General features: G+C 38.4%; 20 protein-coding genes and 1 tRNA gene. 14 read left to right on the plus strand and 7 right to left on the minus strand.

Annotated features, from left to right (window positions below; translation table 11 throughout):
* The first annotated feature begins 72 nt into the window (after positions 1 to 72).
* The 9 genes from hisS to NBC122_RS14570 all read left to right on the plus strand — a co-directional run bounded on the left by hisS (position 73) and on the right by NBC122_RS14570 (position 9,956).
* Entirely contained in the window at positions 73 to 1,422 is a 1,350-nt protein-coding gene (hisS, locus tag NBC122_RS09155) for a histidine--tRNA ligase (protein ID WP_133440091.1), read from the plus strand.
* Between the two features lie 63 nt (positions 1,423 to 1,485).
* Positions 1,486 to 1,902 (plus strand): EamA family transporter, encoded by a 417-nt coding sequence (locus NBC122_RS09160; protein WP_133440092.1) that lies wholly within the window; start codon positions 1,486 to 1,488, stop codon positions 1,900 to 1,902.
* A complete protein-coding gene (locus NBC122_RS09165; RefSeq protein ID WP_185145759.1) occupies positions 1,902 to 2,693 on the plus strand; it encodes a class I SAM-dependent methyltransferase in 792 nt (263 codons plus the stop codon). The genes NBC122_RS09160 and NBC122_RS09165 overlap by 1 nt, the downstream gene beginning before the upstream one ends.
* An 83-nt stretch (positions 2,694 to 2,776) precedes the next feature.
* Positions 2,777 to 2,850: transfer RNA gene (locus NBC122_RS09170), tRNA-Ala, on the plus strand.
* Positions 2,851 to 3,437: 587 nt separating this feature from the next.
* Positions 3,438 to 6,272, plus strand: coding sequence for an excinuclease ABC subunit UvrA (gene uvrA, locus NBC122_RS09175; RefSeq protein WP_133440093.1), 2,835 nt, complete (start codon positions 3,438 to 3,440; stop codon positions 6,270 to 6,272).
* 83 nt (positions 6,273 to 6,355) lie between these two features.
* On the plus strand, positions 6,356 to 6,874 hold the full coding sequence (locus NBC122_RS09180) for a DUF421 domain-containing protein (protein WP_133440094.1): 519 nt from the start codon (positions 6,356 to 6,358) through the stop codon (positions 6,872 to 6,874).
* A 201-nt stretch (positions 6,875 to 7,075) separates the two neighbouring features.
* Positions 7,076 to 7,573 carry a GNAT family N-acetyltransferase gene (locus NBC122_RS09185; protein WP_133440095.1) on the plus strand — a complete coding sequence of 166 codons (498 nt, stop codon included), beginning with the start codon at positions 7,076 to 7,078 and terminating at the stop codon, positions 7,571 to 7,573.
* Between the two features lie 111 nt (positions 7,574 to 7,684).
* Complete coding sequence (locus tag NBC122_RS09190) at positions 7,685 to 9,250, plus strand: NAD(P)/FAD-dependent oxidoreductase (RefSeq protein ID WP_133440096.1); 1,566 nt, start codon at positions 7,685 to 7,687, stop codon at positions 9,248 to 9,250.
* A gap of 202 nt (positions 9,251 to 9,452) precedes the next feature.
* Positions 9,453 to 9,956, plus strand: a complete 504-nt coding sequence (locus tag NBC122_RS14570) for a hypothetical protein (RefSeq protein ID WP_246012305.1) — start codon at positions 9,453 to 9,455, stop codon at positions 9,954 to 9,956.
* 57 nt (positions 9,957 to 10,013) lie between these two features.
* Here NBC122_RS14570 and NBC122_RS09200 read toward each other — a convergent pair whose 3' ends face one another.
* The 3 genes from NBC122_RS09200 to NBC122_RS09210 are packed head-to-tail and all read right to left on the minus strand — an operon-like array spanning position 10,014 to position 11,222.
* Positions 10,014 to 10,262, minus strand: coding sequence for a DUF6952 family protein (locus NBC122_RS09200; RefSeq protein ID WP_133440097.1), 249 nt, complete (start codon positions 10,260 to 10,262; stop codon positions 10,014 to 10,016).
* Positions 10,262 to 10,570, minus strand: a complete 309-nt coding sequence (locus NBC122_RS09205) for a thioredoxin family protein (RefSeq protein ID WP_133440098.1) — start codon at positions 10,568 to 10,570, stop codon at positions 10,262 to 10,264. Before NBC122_RS09205 ends, NBC122_RS09200 begins: the two co-directional genes overlap by 1 nt.
* A gap of 13 nt (positions 10,571 to 10,583) precedes the next feature.
* Complete coding sequence (locus NBC122_RS09210; protein WP_133440099.1) at positions 10,584 to 11,222, minus strand: peroxiredoxin; 639 nt, start codon at positions 11,220 to 11,222, stop codon at positions 10,584 to 10,586.
* A 145-nt stretch (positions 11,223 to 11,367) separates the two neighbouring features.
* On the opposite strand from NBC122_RS09210, the gene NBC122_RS09215 reads away from it, so the two are divergent.
* The 4 genes from NBC122_RS09215 (at position 11,368) to murA (ending at position 14,726) form a co-directional block, all read left to right on the plus strand.
* Positions 11,368 to 11,865, plus strand: coding sequence for a heme-binding domain-containing protein (locus NBC122_RS09215; RefSeq protein ID WP_133440100.1), 498 nt, complete (start codon positions 11,368 to 11,370; stop codon positions 11,863 to 11,865).
* Positions 11,865 to 12,275, plus strand: coding sequence for a thiol-disulfide oxidoreductase DCC family protein (locus tag NBC122_RS09220; protein ID WP_133440101.1), 411 nt, complete (start codon positions 11,865 to 11,867; stop codon positions 12,273 to 12,275). The genes NBC122_RS09215 and NBC122_RS09220 overlap by 1 nt, the downstream gene beginning before the upstream one ends.
* A gap of 499 nt (positions 12,276 to 12,774) precedes the next feature.
* A complete protein-coding gene (locus tag NBC122_RS09225) occupies positions 12,775 to 13,416 on the plus strand; it encodes a DUF4290 domain-containing protein (protein WP_133440102.1) in 642 nt (213 codons plus the stop codon).
* A 2-nt stretch (positions 13,417 to 13,418) separates the two neighbouring features.
* Complete coding sequence (murA, locus tag NBC122_RS09230) at positions 13,419 to 14,726, plus strand: UDP-N-acetylglucosamine 1-carboxyvinyltransferase (RefSeq protein ID WP_133440103.1); 1,308 nt, start codon at positions 13,419 to 13,421, stop codon at positions 14,724 to 14,726.
* 150 nt (positions 14,727 to 14,876) lie between these two features.
* Here murA and NBC122_RS09235 read toward each other — a convergent pair whose 3' ends face one another.
* Together NBC122_RS09235 and ahcY are read right to left on the minus strand one after the other, a co-directional pair.
* On the minus strand, positions 14,877 to 15,323 hold the full coding sequence (locus NBC122_RS09235; protein WP_133440104.1) for a hemerythrin domain-containing protein: 447 nt from the start codon (positions 15,321 to 15,323) through the stop codon (positions 14,877 to 14,879).
* A 295-nt stretch (positions 15,324 to 15,618) separates the two neighbouring features.
* The gene (gene ahcY, locus NBC122_RS09240; protein ID WP_133440105.1) at positions 15,619 to 16,932 is read right to left on the minus strand and encodes an adenosylhomocysteinase; all 1,314 of its coding nucleotides are present in this window, start codon (positions 16,930 to 16,932) and stop codon (positions 15,619 to 15,621) included.
* Positions 16,933 to 17,058: 126 nt separating this feature from the next.
* Here ahcY and NBC122_RS09245 point away from each other — a divergent pair, with 126 nt between their 5' ends.
* The gene (locus NBC122_RS09245; RefSeq protein ID WP_246012307.1) at positions 17,059 to 17,733 is read left to right on the plus strand and encodes a 4'-phosphopantetheinyl transferase family protein; all 675 of its coding nucleotides are present in this window, start codon (positions 17,059 to 17,061) and stop codon (positions 17,731 to 17,733) included.
* Here the strand turns inward: NBC122_RS09245 and NBC122_RS09250 are convergent.
* On the minus strand, positions 17,709 to 19,970 hold the full coding sequence (locus NBC122_RS09250) for an FUSC family protein (RefSeq protein WP_133440106.1): 2,262 nt from the start codon (positions 19,968 to 19,970) through the stop codon (positions 17,709 to 17,711). The genes NBC122_RS09245 and NBC122_RS09250 overlap by 25 nt on opposite strands.
* A gap of 77 nt (positions 19,971 to 20,047) precedes the next feature.
* Positions 20,048 to 21,178 (minus strand): type IX secretion system outer membrane channel protein PorV, encoded by a 1,131-nt coding sequence (gene porV / locus NBC122_RS09255; RefSeq protein ID WP_133440107.1) that lies wholly within the window; start codon positions 21,176 to 21,178, stop codon positions 20,048 to 20,050.
* Between the last annotated feature and the right edge of the window lie 25 nt (positions 21,179 to 21,203).

Here is a 21,203-nt window from a genome sequence, read left to right on the forward strand (position 1 = left end):
CGTATTTTTGCAGACTGATGCAAGTATATTGCCAGCATAATTAATCACCACCTATTATTCATTACGATACCTATGAAACCCAGTTTAGCCAAAGGAACCAGAGATTTTTCCGCCGAAGAAGTTTACCGGAGAAAGTTTATTATCAATATTTTACAAAAGAATTTTGAACTGTTTGGTTTTCAGCCTTTAGAAACACCGAGTTTCGAAAACCTTTCCACTTTAACCGGAAAATACGGCGAAGAAGGCGACCGTTTGATTTTCAAAATTCTGAATTCCGGTGACTTTGCGTCGAAAACAAAAGACGAAGACTGGTTGGCCAAAAACTCGCAAAAGTTAATTTCGCAAATTTCCGAAAAAGCATTGCGTTATGATTTAACGGTGCCCTTCGCCAGATATGTTGCCATGAATCACGGCCAAATGACTTTTCCTTTTAAGCGGTATCAGATTCAACCGGTGTGGCGCGCAGACCGTCCTCAGAAAGGACGTTTCCGCGAATTCTACCAATGCGATGCTGATGTGGTGGGAAGCGTGAGTTTATGGCAGGAAATAGAGTTGGTTCAACTGTATTTAAAGTCATTTGCTGAACTTAAAGTGAATGTTGTTCTTCATTTGAACAACCGAAAAATTCTTTCCGGCCTGGCAGAATTTGCCGGGATTTCAGATCAGCTGATCGACTTTACGGTGGCACTCGACAAACTCGATAAAATTGGAAAAGAAGGAGTTGTCAAAGAACTTTTAGAAAAAAAAATCAGTCAGGACTCTATCGATAAACTGGATTTTCTTTTTAATCAAAGTGAAAAAGCACTGGATAATTTAGCACAGTTAAAAGAGAAATTTCAGGGAAATGAAATCGGAACGGCTGGCGTAGAAGAGTTAGAATTTGTATTGACGAAATCTTTTGAATTGGGAATTTCTGATGAAAGTTTAAAATTCGATATTACTTTAGCACGTGGCCTTGATTATTATACCGGTGCAATTTTCGAAGTAAAAGCGACCGGTGTTGCGATGGGATCCATCGGCGGCGGCGGCAGATACGATAATTTAACCGAAGTTTTCGGTGTGAAAAACATTCCGGGAATCGGGATTTCTTTTGGTCTCGACCGAATTTATCTGGTCATGGAAGAACTTGGTTTATTTCCTGAGGATTCTATAAACGTGGTACAATATCTTTTTGCCAATTACGGCGAAACCGAATCTTTAGCGGCGATGAAAGTCATTGGTCAGCTTCGGACAAAAGGGATTTCTGCAGAATTATATCCGGAATCTGCAAAACTGAAAAAACAGTTTACTTACGCTGAGAAAAAGGGAATTCCCAACCTGGTTTTCTACGGAGAACAGGAAATTGCAGACGGCAAAATAACCGTTAAGAATTTGAAAGCGGGTGAACAGATTATTCAGACCGTAGAAGAATTTTTAGATTAAACAAAGGTAACCGTGACAAGATTATGAATCTTGTCACGGTTACAGAATTAATAAACTCAAAAAATGTGGTGGATCTACGCTTTACTTTCTGCCTTATTTGCAGCAGCGACAGCGATTTTTGCTAAAGTCGGTGTAGAAAATGTAAACTCTAATCTGGCAACTGCTATTCGGACAGTTGTGGTTTTGGTCATGATTTGGATAATCGTTTTCTTCCGAAATGAATATCGAGCAATCGGAGAATTATCATCTCGAAACTGGATTTTCCTCACGATTTCAGGATTAGCAACCGGTCTTTCTTGGATCTTTTATTTTAAAGCATTACAAATAGGACAAGTCTCGAAAGTGGCAGGAATTGATAAACTCAGTTTGGCTTTAACCATCATTTTTGCCGTTATATTTTTAGGAGAAACATTAACTTGGAAAACAGCAGTTGGCGCAAGTTTAATTATTGCCGGAACTTTATTTTTAATCTGGAAATAATGGAAAATTATCTCGACATCAATCGTAAATTATGGAATGCAAAAGTAGAAACGCATTTAAAATCTGATTTCTATTTTGTTGATGAATTTTTAAAAGGCAGAACTTCTTTGAATTCCATTGAATTGGATCTTTTAGGAGATGTTAAAGACAAAAACATTCTTCATCTGCAATGTCATTTCGGACAGGATTCTATTTCACTTTCCCGTTTAGGAGCAAAAGTTACAGGAATCGATCTGTCGGATAAATCGATTGAAGCAGCAAAGAAATTAGCGCAACAGTGTGAAACAGATACGCAGTTTTTAGTTTCAGATGTATATGATTTGCCAAATGTTTTACATCAAAAATTCGATATTCTTTATGCGACTTATGGCACAATAGGCTGGCTTCCCGATTTGCAGAAGTGGGCCGAAGTGATTGCTCATTTTCTAAAACCTGGGGGTCAATTGATCTTTGTAGAATTTCATCCCGTGGTTTGGATGTATGATGACGACTTCACTTTTGTCAAACACAGTTATTTTAATAATGAACAGATTATTGAAACCAATCAGGGAACATACGCCGATCCACGTGCCGATTTGATGAATGAAGAAGTGAGTTGGAATCATTCGCTTTCAGAAGTTTTTACCAATTTATCAGGTGAGGATCTCCTTTTGCAAAACTTTCAGGAATACAATTGGTCTCCATATCCGTGTTTCCGGCATATTGAGGAAGTCGAAAAAGGAAAATATCAAATCCCACAATTTGGAAATAGAGTTCCTCTCGTATATTCCCTGGTTGCAGAAAAAAAATAAATACAGAAATGTTGCTTTTAAATCACAAAAATTTGTATCATTGCAAATCCGAAATTTACTTTGTAAAATTTGGATTTTAAAATGGGGGATTAGCTCATCTGGCTAGAGCGTTTGACTGGCAGTCAAGAGGTGGTCGGTTCGATCCCGATATCCTCCACAAAAAAGAAGCCGTCTCATAACTATATGAAACGGCTTTTTTTATGGTTTTCTCACGGACTCCTGTTCGAGCATAGGGTTCAAATATTAGAATCTCTGAGGGTTAGTTGGAGTATTGAGACACTTTCTTTTTGTTTTAATAATGTGATGAACTCAAGCCCGTAAATTTTCACTGTTTTCGATATGCATTCCTTTTTGCTGAAGAAATACTAGGTAAATGATCATAACAGTCACTAACATTAGTTTTGATTTTTTTTCTCCATCAATATATTTTACAGGGATTTTAGCTTAAAATTTTCCATAGTATTGCAAACCATCGCGGTGCGTTCAGGTTTTTTTTCGGTAATATTTTAGATATGATGCAGGTCTGCGGATTCTGCAATTTCTAAATCGCCCGGGAAACTCGATCATGTTTTTTTAATTCGGTTAAATGGAGTGGAAATCAATTCTTAAATTAATTTTTTGAGGCTGCTTTAATTCATTATTTTTAATTCTAAATTAAAATTCAATCTAGAATTCCTAACTTATTATCCTATAAAAATTCCGTATTTTTGCCAATCCCGAAAATTCAAATTTCGAGGTTTAAAAATGAAAGATCCTAAAGAATATATAGAAGTTTACGGAGCCCGTGAACACAATTTAAAAAATATCGATGTTAAAATTCCGCGCAATGAACTGGTCGTAATCACCGGGCTTTCAGGAAGTGGGAAATCATCGTTGGCTTTTGATACGATTTTTGCGGAAGGTCAGCGAAGATATATCGAAACTTTTTCGGCGTATGCCAGACAATTCCTCGGTGGACTGGAAAGACCGGATGTTGATAAAATCGACGGACTTTCTCCCGTGATTGCGATTGAACAGAAAACGACGAATAAAAATCCACGTTCGACAGTTGGAACAGTTACAGAATTATATGACTTTTTGCGTCTGCTTTTTGCCAGAGTTTCCGATGCGTATTCTTTGACGACCGGGCAAAGACTGGTAAGTTACACCGAAGAACAGATTTTAGACGCCATTAAAAATAATTACAAAGGAGAGAAGGTAATGTTGCTTGCGCCGGCAGTACGGTCGCGGAAAGGACATTACCACGAGCTTTTTGTGCAGATGGCTAAGAAAGGATATGGCCAGGCAAGAATTGATGGCGAGATTCTGGATATTGAATATGATCTAAAACTCGACCGCTACAAAACCCATGATATCGATATCGTGATCGACCGATGGATTATCGGCGAAAACGCATCTGAAGCCAGAATGGAACAATCCTTAAAAACTGCGTTGCACATGGGCGAAGGAGTGATTGGAATTCAAAAATTAGCAAGTGAAAGCATAGAGTATTTCTCTAAAAATTTAATGGATGCCGACACCGGACATTCATTGTCTTTGCCGGAACCGAATACTTTTTCGTTTAACTCTCCGAAAGGAAGTTGCCCGTATTGCAAAGGTTTGGGCATGGTGAAGAAAGTGAATACCGACTATTTTGTAGAAAACCCGAAACTTTCTATCAATCAGGGTGGTTTGCTGCCGTTAGAAGACATTAAATCTAACAAATGGATTCTGGGTCAGATTAAAAATATCTTGGAGATTTTTGGTCTTTCTATGGCAACGCCGATTAAGGATATTCCGAAAGAAGCCCTGGATTACATCTACCACGGTTGCCACAAAGAAATCAATAAAGATTTAAAACTGGCAGGAATTAATAAGAAAATCAAAGTCAATTTCGATGGTTTAGTTTCCTTGATTAATGAAATGATTGATGACAAAGAAAGTTACGATGCTACTTTGTTAGAACGCCATTTCACCACAGAAGAGGTTTGCCCGGACTGTAATGGAGCGCGTTTGCAGGCGTCGAGTTTAAGTTTTAAAATCGATGGGAAAAATATTGCAGAAATTAATGCTTTATCGCTTCTTGATTTAAAGGAATGGCTGATTCAGGTTGAAGATAAATTCAGCAAAAACAATAAAATTATCGCTCACGAAATTCTAAAAGAGATCAAAACCAGACTGCAGTTTCTGCTCGATGTCGGTTTGGATTATCTGAGTTTGAGCAGAAGTTCACGAACGCTTTCCGGAGGGGAATCTCAAAGGATTCGTTTGGCAACACAAATCGGTTCACAACTGGTGAATGTGCTTTATATTTTAGATGAACCGTCGATTGGTTTGCACCAAAGAGATAATGAAAGACTGATCGCATCGTTGAAAAATTTACGCGACATCGGAAATTCTGTAATCGTTGTAGAACATGACAAAGATATGATTATGGAAGCCGATGAGGTCTTGGATATCGGTCCGCGAGCAGGGAAATTCGGTGGTGAAGTTCTTTGGCAGGGAAAACCGAAAGATTTATTAAATGCAGATACCATCACCGCAGATTATCTGACCGGAAAACGCAAAATAGAAGTTCCCGAAGTTCGCAGAGAAGGAAACGGGAAATCATTAATTCTAAAAGGTGCGACCGGCAATAATCTGAAGAATGTCAATTTAGAAATTCCGCTTGGAAAACTCGTTGTAGTGACAGGAATTTCAGGAAGTGGAAAATCTTCTTTAATTAATGGGACTTTGTATCCAATTCTAAATCAGCATTTTTATAGAGCCGTAAAAGAACCTTTACCCTACAAAAAATTTGAAGGAATTGATAACATCGACAAAATAGTTGATGTTGACCAAACGCCGATTGGCAGAACACCGCGTTCGAATCCCGCAACTTATACCGGAATGTTTACCGATATCAGGAATCTTTTTGCTGAGCTTCCCGAGTCTAAAATCCGGGGTTACAAAGCAGGACGCTTCTCCTTTAATGTAAAAGGCGGACGTTGCGAAACCTGTCAGGGCGGAGGTTTGAAAGTGATTGAAATGAACTTTCTGCCTGATGTGTATGTTCATTGTGAAACGTGTAATGGCAAACGTTTTAACCGCGAAACTTTAGAAGTCCGTTATAAAGGAAAATCCATTTCTGATGTTTTGGAAATGACGATCGATGAAGCCACAGAATTTTTCCAGCCGATTCCTAAGATTTTTTCCAAAGTGAAAACCATGCAGGATGTCGGTTTGGGATATATTACACTGGGCCAGCAATCCACAACTTTGAGTGGTGGTGAAGCGCAACGGATTAAACTCGCCACAGAATTATCGAAAAGACAAACCGGAAATACTTTGTATATTTTGGATGAACCAACGACCGGATTGCATTTTGAAGATGTAAAAGTGTTGATGGACGCCATCAATAAATTGGTTGAATTAGGGAATTCGTTTATTATTATTGAACATAATTTAGATGTAATTAAATTGGCAGATCATATCATCGACATCGGTCCGGAAGGTGGTTACCGCGGTGGAGAAATCATTGCCAAAGGAACGCCCGAAGAAGTCGCCAAATCAAAAAAATCTTTAACTGCAAAATTCTTGAAAAGAGAATTAAACAGTTAAAGTAATTATTTGAAAAATCAAAAACCGAATGTGATGTTCGGTTTTTTTATTTTCTTTTACTTTGTATTATAAAAAAGTAAATAATGGATGCATTTCTTGATGTCGCTTTACGGAGTCTCGCAGTCTATCTTTTTATGTTTGCCGCAATCCGGGTTTTTGGGAAGAATCAACTTTCGCAGTTAAACGCTGGTGATATTGTTTTGCTTTTATTGATTTCCAATGCGGTGCAAAATGCGATGGTGGGTTCTAATGTAAGTTTAGAAGGCGGTTTGGTCGCGGCACTGGTTTTATTTGTAGCCAATTTTATCGTTAAAAAAATAATTTTCAAAAATCCAAAAATTAAAAGTCTGGTAGAATCTGATCCGATCATTTTAATCAAAGACGGCGTCGTGGATAATTTAAAAATGAAGGAACAGGAAGTCAGTTTTGATGAGTTGGAAGAAGCTGTCCGGGAACACGGGATCGAAAAAATCATCGATGTGAAACTGGCAGTTTTGGAAGTTGACGGTAACATCAGTGTTATTTCTATCGATAAGGAAACCGGCTCTACCAAATTTTCACGCCGCCGTCGAAAATTCCCCAGAAAAAGCCATAAGTTTTAAGGAACTGTTTGAAAATATAAATCTTTAAACCATAAAGTGACAAAGAATAAAAGTGGAGAACAGGATTTCCATAAAAATGCAAAATGGGAATGCAGGAATCAATTCAACTTTTGTATGACTGATTTTCCGAATTGCTCTTTTGATTCTTTGGCGGCAAAAAAAATAAATAGGCTCTTATCAGAAATTATAATTTAGAAAACAATGAATTACGAAATACGACCAATGCGTCCCGAAGATGGCGATAAAGTTTTAGAAATTTTTCAACAGGGAATTAACGGTGGAAATGCGACATTCGATAAAGTTGCACCTGCCTGGGAAGCCTGGGATACCAAACATTTTAATGTGTGCCGTTTCGTCTTAGAAAATGAAACGGATGAAGTGGTGGGTTGGTGCGCCCTGCAACCTGTCAGCAATCGCGATTGTTTTAAAGGTGTTGCCGAAGTCAGCATTTATTTAGACACTTCAGTTCAGGGAAAAGGACTGGGAACCGTGATGATGAAAAAACTGATTCTCGATAGTGAAGAAAACGGCTTCTGGACTTTACAGGCCGCAATATTCCCCGAGAATACAGTAAGCGTGAAAATTCATGAAAAGCATGGTTTTACGATGATCGGCACAAGAGAAAGAATTGGCGAAATGAACGGAAAGTGGCGAAATGTTGTGTTACTCGAAAGAAGAAGCAGGGTAGTGGGAATTTAGATGATAAATTTTTATTTTATATTATTTGTATTGAATAAAAAGCAGAAATTTGCAGCAGGAATGATTGATCCGATGAAAACCTTTTAAAAACTTTACTCTTAACTCTATTCAATGCCAAAAGAATTTCAATTTCAAGTATCGCCCCAAGTTGCTGCCAGCGAAGATTTATTAGCACAACAGGTCGCAAAATTCTGTAAAATAACTCCGGAAGAAATTCTTAAAGTAGTGGTTTTGAAACGCTCTTTCGATGCCCGGCAAAAGGCGGTGAAAGTAAATGTTAAAGGAATTGTTTATTTAATTGGTGAAGATTATATTCCCGCTAAAATTGAATTACCGGACTATCCAAATGTCGCGAACAGGCAGGAAGTAATTGTGGTGGGCGCTGGTCCTGCCGGATTGTTTGCTGCTTTACAATTGATAGAACTGGGACTGAAACCGATTGTTTTAGAGCGCGGAAAAGAGGTGCGGGGCCGTCGCCGTGATTTGAAAGCCATTAATGTTGACGGAATTGTAAATGAAGATTCTAATTATTGCTTTGGCGAAGGTGGAGCAGGAACTTACTCTGACGGAAAATTATATACCCGTTCAAAAAAGCGCGGCGATATCGATCGCATTTTAGAACTTTTTGTTGGTTTTGGAGCTACTCCAGATATCATGGTCGATGCCCATCCCCATATCGGAACCAATAAACTGCCCAAAATTATTCAGGATATCCGTGAACAAATTATCGCTTGTGGCGGAGAAGTTTTATTTGAAACCCGCGTCACCGATTTTGTGGTGAAAAACAGCGAAATGCAGGGTGTTGTTCTGCAGAATGGAAACATCATTTCAGCCAATAAAGTTATTTTAGCAACGGGACATTCCGCACGGGATATTTTCGAATTGCTGCATAAGAAAAATATTTATATTGAAGCCAAACCTTTTGCTTTGGGCGTACGAGCAGAACATCCCCAAGAATTAATTGACCGGATTCAGTATTCCTGCGATTATCGTGGTGAGTTTTTGCCACCTGCACCGTATTCTGTGGTAAAACAGGTCAACGGCCGCGGAATGTACTCATTTTGTATGTGTCCGGGCGGTGTCATTGCGCCGTGTGCGACGAGTCCTGGCGAAGTGGTTACGAATGGTTGGTCGCCTTCCAAAAGAGATCAGCCCACCGCAAATTCAGGAATTGTGGTCGAGTTGAAATTAGAGGATTTCAAACCTTATCAAAAATTCGGACCTTTAGCAGGGATGGAGTTTCAGAAAGCAATCGAGCAGAAAGCCTGGCATTTGGCCGGCGAAACTCAAAAAGTTCCTGCGCAGAGAATGGTCGATTTTACCCAAAATAAAATTTCGCAAAATATTCCCAAAACCTCTTATGTTCCCGGAACGACATCGATTGAAATGGGAGAAGTTTTCCCGGGATTTTTAAGTCAGATTATGCGGCAGGGATTTGTAGAATTTGGAAAATCCATGAAAGGATACATGACGAATGAAGCGATTTTGCACGCACCGGAAAGCAGAACTTCGTCTCCGGTTCGGATTCCGAGAGATTCCTTTTCTTTGGAACATCTTCAGATCAAAGGTTTGTATCCGTGTGGCGAAGGAGCAGGTTATGCGGGTGGAATTATTTCTGCTGCAATTGATGGGGAAAAATGTGCTTTGAAAGTGGCGGAAAGTTTAAATTTAAAATAGATATTGATTAAAATTTCGAAAGTTTTTTTAGTGAAAATTTGAAGTCATAAAAACGAATTAACAGGACAAATTTGATGTCGTTTTCATAGAGATAATCAGTAGGTTATAGAAGTTTCCATTTTAATAAAGTAAAAAACCGAACTTATTTATGAGTTGGCATCATCATTGAAAGGTCTAAAGTTAAATCTTTAAAATTTCAATAATGAAAAATCTATTCAAAATACTATTAGGAGCAGGTTTGGCGGTTACGCTTACTTCTTGCGGTGCGACCCAGAATCCGTACGGAAACAGTTACCCCAATGATGGAGTAAATAATGGTACGGTTTACAGAGCCGGAGACGGACAGGTTTACCGCCGCGGTGAAGTCTATCGCGACCGAAACGGAAATGTGTATCAAAACGGAACGGTAATTCGAACAGGAGACGTGTACGGACAACCCGGTGTTTTAGGAAGAAACGGAAACCAAACCGTGTATTATCCTAATCAAAACCGAAAAAACCTTCCACCAGGACAGGCGAAAAAAATCTACGGTGGTAAAGCAACTGATTACGCGAAAGGGCAACAGAAAAAAAGAAATAATCAGTGGGAAAAATCTCGTGATGACGACTACAGAGATCGGAATTATAAGGATTACAAAAAGGGCAAAGACCACAATAAGAAATACAACAAAAATCGCAAAGACCGTAAAGACCGTAAAGACGATTAAAATAAAAAGGTGGGAAAATAATTTTCCCACCTTTTTTCTTTCATTTTTACTTGAAAACTACTTGTCGATCGATCCTAAAACCTTTTGAGCAAAAGAGTTCAGCGCGTCTCTTTCCGCCATTCCGGTCGCAACATTTGCATGAACTTCGAGTGCGCCGCAGATATTGGTAATCAATTCTCCGGCAACGTTAAGATCTTCTTCAGTTGTTCCTCTGAATTCCGTAAATGCTTCGATGACTTCTAAAGTTTTCTCTAGATTTTCTACAGACTGCGTTTGGTAAAACTGTCTGATTACAGGTAATTTCATTAATTAAGTTCTTTAAAAAGATTAATAAGACTTTCTGCCTGATTCGATTGAACCTGATTCACCAGTTCTCCTTTGCTGAAAATAGCGAACGTGGGTAAATTATCTACTTTTGCTAATTTTCTGCTTTCAGGTAATTTTTCTGCATCAACGTATAAAAAAGGAATGTCTTCATTTTCTGCCGCCAATTTTTTGAATTTAGGTTTCATAATCCGGCAGTTTCCACACCATGTCGCGCCGTATTGCACCACAACTTTATCGTTGTCTGCTACGATCTGCTGCAAAGTGTCATCTGCTAATTCTGTATACATAATTCTTTTTTTTTTAGTTTTTGTGAGACGCTAAATATTCTGCGGTAGAAGTTCTGTTTGCTTTCATTGCATCTTTTCCTTCTTCCCAGTTTGCAGGACAAACTTCACCGTGTTTTTGTACGTGAGTGTAAGCGTCGATTAATCTTAAAAATTCTTTCACGTTTCTTCCTAACGGCATATCGTTCACCGCTTCATGGAAGATTTTTCCAGTTTCGTCTACCAAATAAGTAGCTCTATACGTTACATTTGATCCTGTGAAAGATTCGTTTCCTTCTTCATCATAATCAAAATCCTGATCTACAATTCCTAAAAGGTTTGCTAACTGTCTGTGCGTATCTGCCAGGATCGGGTAAGTAACTCCTTCGATTCCACCGTTGTCTTTTGGGGTGTTTAACCAGGCAAAGTGTACTTCATTGGTGTCACAGGAAGCACCGATTACTTTGGTATTTCTTTTTTCAAATTCACCTAAAGCCTCCTGAAAAGCGTGAAGTTCTGTCGGGCAAACAAAAGTGAAATCTTTTGGGTACCAGAATAAAAGAACCTTTTGTTCGTTCTTGGTTGCTTCTTCAAAAATGTTGATTTTTAAATCATCACCCATTTCAGACATTGCATCGATGGAGATGTTTGGGAATTTTTTTCCTACTAATGACATAATATTGTTGTTTTAAAATTTCTGATGCAAAAGTACAAATTTCTCATCAATCAAAAAATGATTTTCGATTTATAAAATCTATAACGTTGAAAGTTTTTTCTCATTTAAAATTAAAGTTATAAATTCACACAACAAAATTTTTAAAATGAAAAAAGTACTGATAATTATCATCGTGGCTTTTATACTGATACAGTTTTTTCCGATTGATAAGAATAATCCCGTTGCCACACCGCAAATGGATTTCTTAAAAATTAAAAACACCCCCGAGAAAACGGCTAATTTAATTCGAAATGCCTGTTACGACTGTCACAGCAATGAAACAAAATATCCGTGGTATGCGAATACGCAGCCATTTGGTTGGTTTCTGGAAAGCCATATTAAAGAAGGCAGAAAAGAGCTGAACTTCTCGACTTTTGCAACTTACGAGACGAAACGGCAGATCAAGAAATTGAAAGAAGCTGTTGAAATGATGGAGAAAAATGAAATGCCGCTGGATTCTTATGTAATCCTTCATCCCGAAGCTAAATTAAATGCGGCGGATAAAAAGCAAGTGATCGATTATTTCAAATTTATGGAGAACGACACGCGTATTTTAAATGATTTACCGACTTCGGTTGAAAAATCTGATTTTAAAGTTAAATAATGACAAAAATTGATCCTTCCAAATATTACGTTCTCTATGATGGGGAATGCGGCTTCTGTAATTTCTGGGTGCACTGGATCTTAAAAAAAGATTCGAAGAATAATTTTCTGTTTGCTGCTTTGCAATCGAATTTTGGTCAGCAGTTTTTAAGCGAAAGGAATTTGGAAGTAAAAAACCTCAGCACTCTTTACCTTTGGAAACCTGAAAAATATTATTTACAGAAATCACAGGCTGTTTTCAAGGTTTGTGAACTCATCGGAGGATCGTATCAACTATTATCTTATTTGCGGTTTTTGCCAACTTCGCTGACTGATTTCTTTTACAACAGCGTAGCGGCAAACAGGAAAAAACTCAATTCTGGAGCCTGCGAAATTCCTACTGCAGAAGAGCGGAAAAAGTTTGTGGAGTAGATGATATAGTGCTTCGCAGAAGATCAGAGATGACAGACGGGAGATTCCTTTTTGCACATTATATCCTTTCTCTGAAAGTTAAAAAAAGAAAGGGTGATACTTTTTTGAAATATCAGTTTCGGTATCAACAGGAACGCGCTTTAGCCCGTTTATCCATTAATATTTCCCAAAGGTTATAACCGAAACTTATTTTGATAATTATAAAATTGCTTTAATCTTTTAAAAAAAAAATTCTAAATCCCGATTTTAATTCGGGAATTGAAGTCATGAACGGGTCTGCGTGAGGACGCAGGTGGAAATCCTTTTTTTTCTAAGTCTTCTTTTTGAACAAATTCTTTCTAAAAAAAAGATTGGAGCCGAAGACCGACCCAAATGGAGGGGAAAGCGTTGTTAGGGCTACAAGCCCTAACAGCGCTCAGCAACGGCAATGAAGGGGCACGCCCAAAAAATTACAGCAAACTAAAACCATTAACCTCAACAAATTCTTATATTTGCACCTATGGAATACAATACAAGCAAAACGCATCTCCAAATGCCGGAATACGGCCGAATTATACAGCAACTGGTAGAACGTTGCAAGGAGATTGAAAACAGAGACGAACGTAATGAAATGGCGGTGGCGATTGTAGATTTTATGGGTCAGAGAAATCCTCAGCTCCGTGATGAAGAAAATTATAAACATAAATTGTGGGATCATCTTTTCATTTTAGCAAAATATGATTTAGACGTAGATTCACCTTATCATATCCTAACCCAGGAAGAAATGAAGGTGAAACCTAAAAGAATGGAATACCCGAAACTTCAGGGTGATTTTAAATTTTACGGGAAAAGTATTTTGCAGTTGATCGATAAAGCAATTGAGTTGGAAGCAGGCGACGAAAAAGACGCTTTGATTCAGGTGATTGCCAACAATATGAAAAAATCGTATAATGTTTATAACAAAGAACACGTACAGGATGAGGTAATTTTCCGTCATTTAAAAGACCTTTCGAAAAACCGTTTGGATTTAACCGTTTTGGATTCACTAGAAAAAAGTAAAATTTATTACGCAACGAACCGAACCAATAAATCGTATCCGCGAAATAATCCAAAGAACCAAAATAACAGAAAAAATATTCAAAACAATAAAAACCGGAAATAAGAATGAGCGGAAGTTTTCAAATTAGAGGAGGAAAAAAACTGCATGGCGAAATTACGCCGCAAGGTGCTAAAAATGAGGCGCTTCAAATTTTGTGTGCAGTATTGCTGACGGATGAAGAAGTGCGCGTAAAAAATATCCCCGACATCCATGATGTGAACCGGTTGATTGAGATTTTGCAGGATTTTGGCGTGAAAATAACTAAAAACGGACACGGCGATTATACATTTCAGGCAGATGCGGTCAATTTTGATTATGTGAAATCGCAGGATTTCAAGCAAGACGGTGCAAAACTTCGTGGATCGGTAATGCTGCTCGGTCCGATGCTGGCAAGATATGGCGAAGCTTATATGCCGACTCCGGGTGGTGATAAAATCGGCAGACGACGATTGGATACGCATTTCCAGGGATTGGTAGAATTAGGCGCGGATTTTCATTATGACGAAAAAGAATCTTTTTATACGTTAAAGGCGAAAGAACTTCACGGCAAATTTATTTTGCTGGAAGAAGCCTCGGTTACCGGAACTGCCAATATCGTTATGGCAGCTGTTCTGGCGAAAGGTAAAACCAGAGTTTATAATGCGGCTTGCGAACCTTACCTGCAGCAATTGTGTAAAATGCTGAACAGAATGGGCGCTGATATTTCGGGTATCGGTTCCAATTTATTGACCATCGAAGGCGTGGCTCATCTGCACGGAACAGAACATACGATGTTGCCCGATATGGTGGAAATCGGTTCGTGGATCGGTCTGGCTGCAATGACGAAATCTGAAATTACCATTAAAAATGTAAACTGGAAAGAGCTTGGAGTGATTCCAAATACGTTCAAGAAATTAGGAATTGATTTAGAAAAGAGAGGCGATGATATTTTCATTCCGGCTCAGGAAAATTACAAAATTCAGAAATTCATTGACGGCTCTATTCTGACGGTTTCAGATGCGCCGTGGCCTGGATTTACGCCGGATTTACTTTCTATCATTTTGGTGGTGGCTACCCAGGCAAAAGGTACAGTGCTCGTTCACCAGAAAATGTTTGAATCCCGTTTGTTCTTCGTGGATAAATTAATAGATATGGGAGCGCAGATTATTCTGTGTGATCCGCACAGAGCAACAGTTGTCGGTTTAAATCACGAATATCCGTTAAGAGGTACTACCATGGTTTCACCTGATATCAGAGCAGGGAATGCCCTGTTAATTGCGGCGCTTTCGGCTGAAGGCACTTCGGTTATTCATAATATTGAACAGATCGACCGTGGTTACGAAAATATCGACGGAAGATTGAAAGCGATTGGTGCTGATATCGAACGGATTTAACTTTTATACAGCCACGAATTCACGAATGTTGATGATAGATAATCAATCATCAAAATATAAGTTTAAAATAAAGACAACCAGTTCAACAGAACTGGTTGTCTTTGTTTTTAGTAATACATAGTAACTGAAAGTTATTGGTTTAGGAAACTTTTACTTCCAAAAGATGTCATCATATTCCGGCTCTTTTAATTCAGGATGATCCAGTTTTAAGATGGCCTGCAATTGTTCTTCGGTTGCCTGTTTTTCTATTTCCGGGAAAATCTGCCGTTCCTCTGTTCGGATGTGAAGTTCAAGTAAAGCCCGAAAATTTTCGATTTGTTCTGGGTTTTTTAAACCATCTTCAATCATCTTGCGCATGATTCTGTGCTGAGAAATCGCTTCTTTAATTAAAGGATGCTCCTCGCCTAAAACTTTAAATATCGTTTCCTCTTCTTCCGCAAAATGAGGTTTAAGATTTTGAAGATAAAATAAATCGATATATTTTGACATTCGGTCAACGGCGACCTCTTTCTTTAAACCCTCCTTTAATTTCCAGCAGAGCAAAAGTCCGAAATGATGGTCACGACTGAGTTGTACTAAGGCTTCATGTCTTTTCATAGCTTTTTATTTTAAATATGAATATCCTGCTTTAATTATAGTAAAGATTTTTAATCTCGCCGTGAACGAGACAAAGATTTCATTTGCAAATATGCTATTTTTTTCTCACTTTTTTAAGGTGCTTATCAAAGGTCCAGAATAAAAATATCTTAATTACGAATAAAGATTATTTTTTTAATTAAATGCTTTCGTCAATCATTTGCCGACAGGTTGCAGAGTCTGCGAAAAATAAAGGAACTCTCTGAAATTTTCAGAGAGTTCCTTTTAATATAAAATATTTTAAATATTCGTAATCTTAGTATCTGTAATATTCCGGTTTGAATGGACCTTTTACATCAACACCGATATATTTTGCCTGAGCTTCGGTTAAAGTTTCCAGTTCTACGCCTAATTTTGCAAGGTGCAAAGCTGCTACTTTTTCATCCAGATGTTTTGGCAAAGTATAAACTTCATTTCCATAAGCGGAAGAGTTGGTCCACAATTCAATTTGAGCCAAAGTCTGGTTTGTAAATGAGTTGCTCATTACAAAGCTTGGGTGTCCTGTTGCACAGCCAAGATTTACCAAACGGCCTTCTGCCAAAATGATGATTTCTTTTCCGTCGATATTGTACACATCAACCTGCGGTTTAACTTCATATTTGGTGTCGCCGTAGTTTTTGTTCAGCCAAGCCATATCGATTTCATTATCGAAGTGACCGATATTACAAACGATGGTTTTGTCTTTCATTCTTTTGAAATCCTCTCCTTTAACAATGTTAAAGTTACCGGTAGTGGTAATAATGATATCTGCATTTTCAACGACAGAACTCAGTTTTTTAACTTCGAAACCTTCCATTGCCGCCTGTAAAGCACAGATTGGATCAACTTCGGTTACCGTAACGATAGAGCCGGCACCTTTGAAAGAAGCTGCAGTTCCTTTACCAACATCACCGTAGCCACAAACTACAACTCTTTTACCCGCCAACATTACATCAGTTGCTCTTCTTACGGCATCAACCGCAGATTCTCTACAACCGTATTTATTGTCGAATTTTGATTTTGTTACCGAATCATTCACGTTGATTGCAGGCATTACCAAAGTTCCGTTCTGCATTCTTTCGTATAATCTGTGAACTCCTGTAGTCGTTTCTTCAGAAAGTCCTTTGATTTCCGCTGTTAATTCAGGATATTTATCGAAAACCAGGTTGGTTAAATCGCCACCGTCATCTAAAATAAGGTTTAATGGTTTTCTGTCTTCACCGAAAAATACAGTCTGCTCGATACACCATTCGAATTCTTCCTCAGTCATTCCTTTCCAGGCGTAAACCGGGATTCCGGCAGCGGCAATTGCAGCAGCAGCATGGTCTTGGGTAGAGAAAATATTACAGGACGACCAGGTAACATCTGCGCCCAAAGCCACCAAAGTTTCAATTAAAACAGCAGTTTGAATCGTCATGTGAAGACAACCTGCGATTCTTGCCCCTTTCAATGGTTGAGACGGGCCGTATTCTTCACGAATCGCCATTAATCCCGGCATTTCTGCTTCGGCTAATTTAATTTCTTTTCTCCCGTAATCGGCTAGTGAGATATCCTTAACTTTATAAGGAATGTATTGGGTTGTAGTATCCATCTGATAAAATAAATTTGATGCAAAGATACGAAATGTCTTTCTTTAAATTTAGTTCAATTACAAAATACCGGTTATGCTTTTAATCTATTGCTCAAACGAAATATGGATAACAAAATGTGCTGGCAGATGCAAAATTTTGCAAGTACGTATTTAAAGAATTGTGTAATTTTACCGTCTAATAAATTTTCAATGCCACTTTACCGGGATTTTTCAGATGATCAGGCCACCATTCTTCTTTGGAAGTATGGTGAAGAAGAGGATTTGGATGTAGAGTTTCTTTTAGAAGAAGAGAATTTTGATAAAATAAAAGACTATCATCCTACTAAATTGAAGGAAACCCTTTTGGTGAGGAAAATCTTAAAATCAGTTTTGCCTAATCATAAAATTCTTTACGAAGGCAGACAACCATATTTGTCGCCGAATGATTATGAAATCTCGGTAACGCATTCTTTTCCCTTTGCCGCTCTGGCGATTTCGAAAAATAAAGTTGGAATTGATCTAGAACCTTTTAATCAGAAAATTACCAGGATTCAGCACAAATTTTTGCAGGATGAGGAAAGCGGTTTTATCGAAAAAGATAAAGAAGTTGCCTATCTCACCGTTATTTGGTCGCTGAAGGAAAGTCTGTACAAAATTCATCATTCGAACTATTGGTCGTTGAAAAAACATTATGAAGTAAAACCTTTCAGCTTGGATTTCCCTTTTAATATCAGGTGCCGGGTGCACGATGAGCACGTTTCGGATCTGTACAGAGCGCGCGTCGAGTTTTTCGAAAATTACTGTTTCACGATCGTGGACTGAAGCTCCGGTTCTAAATTTTCGACGACTTTTCGTTGCTCTCTTGCTACATCATAAATCAATTCCAGAATTTCCTTTAAATTTTTCAGTTCCGTTAAATGGGTGATTCTGCCCGGATCGCGGCGGTCAAAGAATTCGTTTTCCTGCAGCTCTTTTTTCCGCTTTTCGAGCAGCGTTTCTACAGAATCTTCCGGCTCGAGTTTGCTTTCCTGCAAAATATTTTGATGAAGGTTTTTTTGATATAAAATTAATTTCGTTCTCACTAATTCTGCTGAAATCTTTAGATCCCAACCGTTAAAATCGATTTCCGGATAATGTTTGTTGGTTTCTGAATATTGAGAAAAGGAAGCGATATACGCCGTAATTAAATGGGAAGTAATGACAAACTGATGCAGATGTTCTAATTTTTTCTGTTGGTTTTTCGGATCAGAAATCATTCTTTGAAAATTATCAGAAAGATTGGCAAGGTCGATGATGGCGGCTTTTCTTTTGAGTTTGTAATCTTCAATTCCAATATTTTCATCTTTAAAAAAAGCCATTGCGGCAGAGAAATATTTGAAATTGCTCTCGGCAGATTTCTTCATGAGATCCAGATTTTGGGTATGTTCCCAAACCGGTAAAACAAAATAGGACACCACAAAAGCCACGGCGCCCGCAATGACGGTATCCAGAATCCGGTCTTTAAAAATCGTGTTTAAGTTTCCCGGATTTAAAATATTAAAGGCAAGAAAAATATAGATGGTCATGAAAAAGACGGCCACTGAATAATTGGTTTTCAGAAAAGCAAAACACAGCACCATAGCAGATATGAAAAGGACAAAGAGCACATTCTGAAAAGGAATGAAATACAGAATTGCGTAAGCCACCAAAGCCCCGGCCACCGTTCCGTATAACCGTAAAAGATTCCGGTGTTTGGTCGTGGCATAAGCGGGTTTCAAAATCGCTACAATGGTGATAAAGATCCAGTAAGAATGACCGATTCCTAAAAACTTCAGCTGAGAAATAAAGTAACCTACCACTAAAGCAACTGTAATCCGAATGGCATGGCGGAAGTGCGTTGACTGCAAAGAAAAATTGGCAAGAAATATTTTGCTATTAAGTTTCTCCTCTGCGGTCACAAATTTTTCTACATCAAGACCTGTAGAAAGACTTTTTGCCATTTTTAGATTTTGGCTGAAAACTTTGTAAATCGTTTTTATTTCATCTGAGATCACTGTGATTCTATTCAGGATTAAACGAAGCGTCATAAAATCTTCCAGCGTTTCGGGCGTTAATTTGCTGTTTCGTAAATCAAAATAATCGTTATATATGTTTTCCAGTGATTCGTCGATATTGCGGATAGGTTTTGCTTTGGAGCCGCTTTGCAGTGCAATCCCGATATTGCTCATTTCTTCTGAAAGCATCTGCAGATAATTTCCCAGAGCGTTTAAAAATTCTGTTGCACCGAAGTTTTCCTGAACCTTGCGGTAATCACTTTCAGAAGTCATCAGTTTTTCGTGCAGATCAATGGAATTAAGGAACATCAGCATCAACAACCGGCTGGTAGTTGTGGATTCGTTGACGATTTTCCGGGTTTTAAAAACGGTTTCCCGGGTTTCTTCCTGAAGATTTTTGATTGAAATCTGCTTGGTAATAATCTGAGAATAGAGACTGTCAAAATTAGGATCCTTTAAATAAAATTTTGATTTCAGGGAAAGGTATTTTGCAAGTTCCAGATAATTTTCACCAATCATCTGTCCTGCCAGCTTGTAAGGCTGCATTTTGGAAACAATCAGAAAAATAATAAAGTAGCAGATAGAACCGGCGAGAAAAATCAGGGAACTTTTAATAATATGACCTCCGGTTAAATGGCCGTCTATAAAAATGGCCAAAACCACTAAAGACAAAGAACCCACCGCAGCCAGTCGCTGGCCAAAAACGCCGATCATGGTAAAGAAAATGCTGAAAATAATAATTTCCGGATAAATTAGAATCGGGAAATTTTTGATAACACTGGCCACGATGGACACCAGGAAAAAAGAAGCAATCGCCAGAATTAAAGCATTTCTTCTCCGGATAAAAGGTCCGGGCTGATCTGTAAGTCCTACAAAACTGGTGGCAAGAGGAAAGAGGAAAAATTCCTTGAGCAAACCAAAATGAGCCAGAATTACACTGGGCAAAACAATGGCCAACGAAATACGAACCGCTGAGGAAATCGCCTGGCTGGTTGCAAATTTTTTTAATTCGGTTGCATAGTTCATTTTACAAATTTAAACTTTTAAGGTCAAAAAAAAGCCTCAAAATACTTTGAGACTTTTTATTTGTGAATTAAGTTTTATTAATAATCCTGAGCATTCGAAGATTCTTCACCGATATTCCAGGTTAATCCGAACCGAAGCGTATTATCTAAAGCTGAATTTGTTTTTGAGGTATTGATTAAATAAGACATATCTAATCCGAAAGACTGGTATTTCAAACCAACGCCTACTGTTGCATATTGTCTGCCACCCTGTTCTACGCTTTCATGGAAATAACCACCCCGCACGGCAAATGCATTGTCATATTCATATTCAACCGCGCCGCTGAACATCATGCTTTTTGGATTGCTGAAAGATTTTCCGATTCCATCGATTACCCCAACATTCGGAACATTACCGGTTTGATCAGGACCCGGCACCAAAAGTTTTGATGCTTCGAAATTAAGTCCAACTCTGTTTAAATCATCCAGAAATAAATCATAACCTGCACCTACTCTCGCCATGGTCGGAAGATAAGATCTGGATTCTTCATCACCGGTATAGTCTAATCTCGGACCTAAATTTTGAACGGCAAAACCTCCTTTTACGCGACCTTCAAAATCGTTGATGCTGCTGTGTTTTTCCGATTGAAAATATCCTGAAACATCAACTGCAAAAGAGTTTGCTGGTTTTAAAGTGTTGTCAGAGTTGAATCCTCCCGATAAATCAGAACGGATAAATCGACCCGTAACCGCCATTGAATAGTAATCTGAAAGTTTTAGAGCGTAAGCAACATCAATTGAAAATTCGTTGGGTTTTGCAAATCCTCCTTTCTCAAAACCTTGTCCGCCTACCGCCAATTTGGTGAGCTCTACCTCACCCATATTAAAATAGTAAATACTTGCGGAAAGGGTAGCTCGTTCTTCATCTCCCAAAAACTGATGATAAGCGCCATAAAGCAAGAAAACATCATTGGTTAATTTGCTCATGTAGGGCGTATAGTTGATCCCAACAGCAGAAGTTGTTTTGCTGAACGGATATTTCGCTGCATTCCAGAATTGGGAAAAAGCGTCGGTAGTTGTTGCAACCCCCTGATCACCCATTCCTCCTGCTCTTGCATCGGGCGATATTCTTAGGAACGGTGCACCGGTTAAGACAGTTTGAGTCTGCGAATAGGCCGCAATACTCATCCCAAGTCCTAATCCTAAAAATAGTTTTTTAGTCAATGTCATAAAGTCAATTTTTGTCGTTATAAAT

The sequence above is a fragment of the Chryseobacterium salivictor genome (assembly GCF_004359195.1).
Taxonomy (GTDB): Bacteria; Bacteroidota; Bacteroidia; order Flavobacteriales; family Weeksellaceae; genus Kaistella; species Kaistella salivictor.

Bases quoted from the DNA above. Each gene is read 5' to 3' on its own strand.
- hisS (WP_133440091.1), top strand. From the start codon at position 73: ATGAAACCCAGTTTAGCCAAAGGAACCAGAGATTTTTCCGCCGAAGAA.
- NBC122_RS09160 (WP_133440092.1), top strand. From the start codon at position 1,486: ATGTGGTGGATCTACGCTTTACTTTCTGCCTTATTTGCAGCAGCGACA.
- NBC122_RS09165 (WP_185145759.1), top strand. From the start codon at position 1,902: ATGGAAAATTATCTCGACATCAATCGTAAATTATGGAATGCAAAAGTA.
- uvrA (WP_133440093.1), top strand. From the start codon at position 3,438: ATGAAAGATCCTAAAGAATATATAGAAGTTTACGGAGCCCGTGAACAC.
- NBC122_RS09180 (WP_133440094.1), top strand. From the start codon at position 6,356: ATGGATGCATTTCTTGATGTCGCTTTACGGAGTCTCGCAGTCTATCTT.
- NBC122_RS09185 (WP_133440095.1), top strand. From the start codon at position 7,076: ATGAATTACGAAATACGACCAATGCGTCCCGAAGATGGCGATAAAGTT.
- NBC122_RS09190 (WP_133440096.1), top strand. From the start codon at position 7,685: ATGCCAAAAGAATTTCAATTTCAAGTATCGCCCCAAGTTGCTGCCAGC.
- NBC122_RS14570 (WP_246012305.1), top strand. From the start codon at position 9,453: ATGAAAAATCTATTCAAAATACTATTAGGAGCAGGTTTGGCGGTTACG.
- NBC122_RS09200 (WP_133440097.1), bottom strand. From the start codon at position 10,262: ATGAAATTACCTGTAATCAGACAGTTTTACCAAACGCAGTCTGTAGAA.
- NBC122_RS09205 (WP_133440098.1), bottom strand. From the start codon at position 10,570: ATGTATACAGAATTAGCAGATGACACTTTGCAGCAGATCGTAGCAGAC.
- NBC122_RS09210 (WP_133440099.1), bottom strand. From the start codon at position 11,222: ATGTCATTAGTAGGAAAAAAATTCCCAAACATCTCCATCGATGCAATG.
- NBC122_RS09215 (WP_133440100.1), top strand. From the start codon at position 11,368: ATGAAAAAAGTACTGATAATTATCATCGTGGCTTTTATACTGATACAG.
- NBC122_RS09220 (WP_133440101.1), top strand. From the start codon at position 11,865: ATGACAAAAATTGATCCTTCCAAATATTACGTTCTCTATGATGGGGAA.
- NBC122_RS09225 (WP_133440102.1), top strand. From the start codon at position 12,775: ATGGAATACAATACAAGCAAAACGCATCTCCAAATGCCGGAATACGGC.
- murA (WP_133440103.1), top strand. From the start codon at position 13,419: ATGAGCGGAAGTTTTCAAATTAGAGGAGGAAAAAAACTGCATGGCGAA.
- NBC122_RS09235 (WP_133440104.1), bottom strand. From the start codon at position 15,323: ATGAAAAGACATGAAGCCTTAGTACAACTCAGTCGTGACCATCATTTC.
- ahcY (WP_133440105.1), bottom strand. From the start codon at position 16,932: ATGGATACTACAACCCAATACATTCCTTATAAAGTTAAGGATATCTCA.
- NBC122_RS09245 (WP_246012307.1), top strand. From the start codon at position 17,059: ATGCAAAATTTTGCAAGTACGTATTTAAAGAATTGTGTAATTTTACCG.
- NBC122_RS09250 (WP_133440106.1), bottom strand. From the start codon at position 19,970: ATGAACTATGCAACCGAATTAAAAAAATTTGCAACCAGCCAGGCGATT.
- porV (WP_133440107.1), bottom strand. From the start codon at position 21,178: ATGACATTGACTAAAAAACTATTTTTAGGATTAGGACTTGGGATGAGT.